6 protein-coding genes are annotated in these 5,660 nt (G+C 17.6%); 2 read left to right on the top strand and 4 right to left on the bottom strand.

All coding sequences use genetic code 25. The features are described 5' to 3' along the window. The first annotated feature begins 281 nt into the window (after positions 1-281). Positions 282-971, top strand: coding sequence for a hypothetical protein (locus tag VAMP_RS04140; RefSeq protein WP_213349641.1), 690 nt, complete (start codon positions 282-284; stop codon positions 969-971). A 32-nt stretch (positions 972-1,003) separates the two neighbouring features. Beyond that, entirely contained in the window at positions 1,004-1,714 is a 711-nt protein-coding gene (locus VAMP_RS04145; protein WP_213349644.1) for a M48 family metallopeptidase, read from the top strand. A gap of 11 nt (positions 1,715-1,725) precedes the next feature. On the opposite strand, the gene VAMP_RS04150 is transcribed toward VAMP_RS04145, so the two are convergent. The 4 genes from VAMP_RS04150 to VAMP_RS04165 all read right to left on the bottom strand — a co-directional run bounded on the left by VAMP_RS04150 (position 1,726) and on the right by VAMP_RS04165 (position 5,379). After that, a complete protein-coding gene (locus VAMP_RS04150) occupies positions 1,726-2,811 on the bottom strand; it encodes a hypothetical protein (protein WP_213349646.1) in 1,086 nt (361 codons plus the stop codon). Beyond that, positions 2,723-3,676, bottom strand: coding sequence for a hypothetical protein (locus VAMP_RS04155; RefSeq protein WP_213349648.1), 954 nt, complete (start codon positions 3,674-3,676; stop codon positions 2,723-2,725). Before VAMP_RS04155 ends, VAMP_RS04150 begins: the two co-directional genes overlap by 89 nt. A gap of 270 nt (positions 3,677-3,946) precedes the next feature. Further along, positions 3,947-4,657, bottom strand: a complete 711-nt coding sequence (locus tag VAMP_RS04160) for a M48 family metallopeptidase (protein WP_213349644.1) — start codon at positions 4,655-4,657, stop codon at positions 3,947-3,949. Positions 4,658-4,689: 32 nt separating this feature from the next. Beyond that, positions 4,690-5,379, bottom strand: a complete 690-nt coding sequence (locus tag VAMP_RS04165) for a hypothetical protein (RefSeq protein ID WP_213349641.1) — start codon at positions 5,377-5,379, stop codon at positions 4,690-4,692. Positions 5,380-5,660 lie beyond the last annotated feature (281 nt).

Consider the following 5,660-nt stretch of genomic DNA (forward strand, 5'->3'; position numbering starts at 1 on the left):
TATATATAACTTTTTTATAATAAAGAAATTAATACTTTTTTCAAGATTTCATACAAGTAAAGACAGCTTCAAGATTATCATTAAAAACTAAAGCAGTTTCTAAAACATAAGCATTATTTATCTCTTTACCTGTATTTAAATTTATAAAAAAGTAATATTTTATTATATTTTTCTGTTTATACAATTTTTTTATATTTTTTTTTATTTGATTTTTTTAATTAAAAAATTATTATATTTGAACATAAAAAATAAATATTTTATATCATTAATTATCTATAAAAATGAATAAAAAAATATTTGTATTATTTTCTTTGTTTGCTATACTGATTATTAGTTCTATATTAATCTGATTTTTTAATTATTTTAATATTATTAAAATTAATAAAGACTTAACCAAGTCTTTGGATGAAATAAATTCTAAATTATCTTATAATTCAGAACAAAATTTTTCATCTGATGATGACAATATTGAAAATGATGATATTGAAAATGAAAATGATAATTATAATTATTATGAAAATAATAAAGATTTTGGATTAAATCAAGATGATTTATTTGATTCGTTTTTGGAAGAAAGAGATAGAATGTTTGATGAAAAAAATGAAATGTTTGATGATTTTTTTCAAAATTTGGATAATTCAAGATCTTTTGGTATGAATATTAATCCTAAATGATCAAATAATATGAGTTTTTCCAATACTTATATAAGAAATGGTGAAGTTTTTAAATATTCTATAAAAATTAATGATGATAAACTTTATTGATCACTTACTACAAAAAATGAAGATGAACTTACAAGATATTATGAATTATTAAATAAATTAGATTTGAATATAACTAAAGAATCTAATAAAATAGAATTTGATTGAAATTCTAAATATATGGATGAAGTATTAAAAATTTTTGGTAAAAATTTTGATTTTGAAATAGAGTCTAAAGATAAAAATAATTTGAATCCTAGAGAGTTTTAGTTTTATATAAAAAATAATTTTAACTAAAAATTATGAAGGATTTAATTATAAATAATGAAAAAATTCCTATAAATATAATAAAAAGCCCAAAAAGAAAAAGTACTTTATCTTTTCGTATGACTTGTGATTGATTAATTATTAGAAGTCCAGTTGATAAAGTAGATAAATTAATAAATGAATTTTTATATAAAAGACAGGATTGGATTTATAAAAATTGGTTAGTTCAAAAGAATAATAAAACTGTTATCAAAAAATATGTTAGTTGAGAAACTTTTTTGTATAAAGGTAAAAAGTATATACTCAAAGTTATTCAATGAAATTATAAATGATGTAAAATTGAATTTAATAATTCATTTTTTTTTGCATATATAGACGAAAATATTTCTGATAAAATTAAATGAAATTATATAAAACTTGAATTAGACAAGTGGTACAAAAATAAATCTAAAGAAATAATAAAAAAAGAAGCAGAAAAAATTATTAAATTATACAATTTTGATGTAAATAAAATAATTATTAAATCTTATAAGTCTAAATATGGGCAATGTAAGGCTAATGATATTTATTTTAATTATCTGATAATTAAATTTCCTTTATGAATTATAAAACATATTATTTTACATGAATTATGTCATATTGAGCACAAAAATCATAGTAAAAATTTTTGGAATTTGTTATCAGTGTTGGACAAAAATTGTAAAGAAAACAGAAAATGGATCAAAGAAAATTGAAATTTAGATTAAAACTTCTGTATTTACACCTCACCATATAAATAAAAACCTATTCCATCATCCAATAATAATTCCAATATTATATTAGATAATTTTGATACTCTTTTACTATGTCATGGACTATAAGTTAGATCAAAAACATCTATTAATTTAATCATCAATTCAATTCAATTAGCAAAATTCATATTTCAAGTAGTATTAATAGTATTTATTATTTTTTGAAAACTAAAAAATTCAACTCATCATGGATTTAATCTTCATATATTATTTGTCAAATATTTTGTTATTTCAATATTTGATTTAGGAGTTTTATTAAAATTAATTAATCTATTAAAAAAACAATCCTTATTATTTTTATCTATAACATTTTTATATAAATATATAAGATTTTTTGATTCAATAGTATTTGTCTTTTTTATAACTTCCATACTTTTTTTATCAAAAATTTTTTGATAAGAATTTAAGTCAATTTCATAAGTTTCAAAATTCATTCAAGATAAATTTACTAATTCATTATATAATTGTTTAACATAAAAAGATAATGATATTATCATAGATAAAAATAAAATAGAAGTTTTTGGGATTCATATATTTTCTTTATCCAAAATAATTCATAAAATACCATCCGTATTTTTATTTGACAAAACAGAATATAATTCATCAGAAACATGTATTTTCAAAATATTACTACATAAACTTTTTAAATAATTAAATAAATCTGCTGGAGTCTCTCACATAAATATATCTTCCAATAAAGAATCTATTTCAGTTTTTAAAGAATTTATATTTTTTTCCAACTCACCTAAAGCCAATAAATCCAAATTTGTTGATATACAATATAAATTGTATTGTATTTTTGATGCTATATCAACCAATAAATAATAATATTTATTTCTATTTATAACTTCTTTATTATATTCTACATTTTTATTATATTCAAATATTTGTTTATCTTTTTCAGATATAGAATTATTTTCATTTGTATGATTATCTTCTTTAACCTCAATTTCCAATGCATTATTAAATATTTCATTTCAAAAATCATTTTCTCATATAAGATAATATAATGTTCCAAAAAAAATTATATACAAGTAAATCAGTATTTTCATCACAACAAATATTTCAAGATATATACATATCAAAATATTTATCCAAAACTTTTTTATTATATTTATTAATATGATTTGAAGAACCTAATTTAAAGATTAATAATAATCTAAAAATTTGAATAAAAAATTCTGATGAATTTAATTTATCTTTATTTTTTATTAAATTAAAATCAATATTTTCATCCAGATTTCAATCTGATGATTTTATCATTTTTATTCATGATAATATTTTATTTCTATATTTTTCAAAAAGAGACATAGTAAAATTAAATCATCTACTAAAATTAGTATCTGTTTTGGAAAGTATTTTACTAAATCTTCTAAAAATATCTAATTCAGAAGCAGATAAAAAATAATGTAAATATAAATTAGTATCATAATCAAGTAATTCAGATAATGTTGATTTAGCATCTTTTAAATTATTTTCAATACTACTTAATGAATTTGTCAATATAGGTCATTTAAATTTACAAATTTCATTTCATAAAAAAGCATTATCTTTTACAGAATTTAAATATGAATTATATTTATCAATTTGTATATTATAAACTTGTTCAATATTATCAAATATATTTTTCATATAAGAAAAAAATGTTTCATTATCTGTAAATCATTCTTTCTCATAAAAATATTTAAAAAATGTGTGTCTTTTGTTTGAAGGAATTATATTTAATATATTCTTTATTTTAGTATCAATTAAGATAAAAGAATTATTATCCAATGATTCCAAATTGTAATAATCTATTGCATTATTTAATTCTATAACTTGAACTCTTGCTTTATTAAAATCAAATCATAATTCATTATTTAGTTCTATATTTCAATCATTTTCATAAATTCTATCACTTAATTCTATATTATTCATACAATATATTTAACTATTTTAAATAAATTATTATTTATCTATTGTATAATAATATTATTCATATTTTCAAGTTTATTTTTACTTGTAATGTTAATTTATATAATATTTTAATTTTTTTATTAAAAAATATGGAAAATTTTGGAGTTTGCTCTAAATAGCTGTTTATGCTGAATTTTCAAATATTATTTCAATAAGAAATTCAAAATTTGAAGAAAATGCTAATGATGGAATAGGTTTTTATTTATATGGTGAGGTGTAAATACAGAAGTTTTAATCTAAATTTCAATTTTCTTTGATCCATTTTCTGTTTTCTTTACAATTTTTGTCCAACACTGATAACAAATTCCAAAAATTTTTACTATGATTTTTGTGCTCAATATGACATAATTCATGTAAAATAATATGTTTTATAATTCATAAAGGAAATTTAATTATCAGATAATTAAAATAAATATCATTAGCCTTACATTGCCCATATTTAGACTTATAAGATTTAATAATTATTTTATTTACATCAAAATTGTATAATTTAATAATTTTTTCTGCTTCTTTTTTTATTATTTCTTTAGATTTATTTTTGTACCACTTGTCTAATTCAAGTTTTATATAATTTCATTTAATTTTATCAGAAATATTTTCGTCTATATATGCAAAAAAAAATGAATTATTAAATTCAATTTTACATCATTTATAATTTCATTGAATAACTTTGAGTATATACTTTTTACCTTTATACAAAAAAGTTTCTCAACTAACATATTTTTTGATAACAGTTTTATTATTCTTTTGAACTAACCAATTTTTATAAATCCAATCCTGTCTTTTATATAAAAATTCATTTATTAATTTATCTACTTTATCAACTGGACTTCTAATAATTAATCAATCACAAGTCATACGAAAAGATAAAGTACTTTTTCTTTTTGGGCTTTTTATTATATTTATAGGAATTTTTTCATTATTTATAATTAAATCCTTCATAATTTTTAGTTAAAATTATTTTTTATATAAAACTAAAACTCTCTAGGATTCAAATTATTTTTATCTTTAGACTCTATTTCAAAATCAAAATTTTTACCAAAAATTTTTAATACTTCATCCATATATTTAGAATTTCAATCAAATTCTATTTTATTAGATTCTTTAGTTATATTCAAATCTAATTTATTTAATAATTCATAATATCTTGTAAGTTCATCTTCATTTTTTGTAGTAAGTGATCAATAAAGTTTATCATCATTAATTTTTATAGAATATTTAAAAACTTCACCATTTCTTATATAAGTATTGGAAAAACTCATATTATTTGATCATTTAGGATTAATATTCATACCAAAAGATCTTGAATTATCCAAATTTTGAAAAAAATCATCAAACATTTCATTTTTTTCATCAAACATTCTATCTCTTTCTTCCAAAAACGAATCAAATAAATCATCTTGATTTAATCCAAAATCTTTATTATTTTCATAATAATTATAATTATCATTTTCATTTTCAATATCATCATTTTCAATATTGTCATCATCAGATGAAAAATTTTGTTCTGAATTATAAGATAATTTAGAATTTATTTCATCCAAAGACTTGGTTAAGTCTTTATTAATTTTAATAATATTAAAATAATTAAAAAATCAGATTAATATAGAACTAATAATCAGTATAGCAAACAAAGAAAATAATACAAATATTTTTTTATTCATTTTTATAGATAATTAATGATATAAAATATTTATTTTTTATGTTCAAATATAATAATTTTTTAATTAAAAAAATCAAATAAAAAAAAATATAAAAAAATTGTATAAACAGAAAAATATAATAAAATATTACTTTTTTATAAATTTAAATACAGGTAAAGAGATAAATAATGCTTATGTTTTAGAAACTGCTTTAGTTTTTAATGATAATCTTGAAGCTGTCTTTACTTGTATGAAATCTTGAAAAAAGTATTAATTTCTTTATTATAAAAAAGTTATATATA

Source organism: Candidatus Vampirococcus lugosii (assembly GCF_018420025.1).
GTDB lineage: Bacteria > Patescibacteriota > Gracilibacteria > Absconditabacterales > Absconditicoccaceae > Vampirococcus > Vampirococcus lugosii.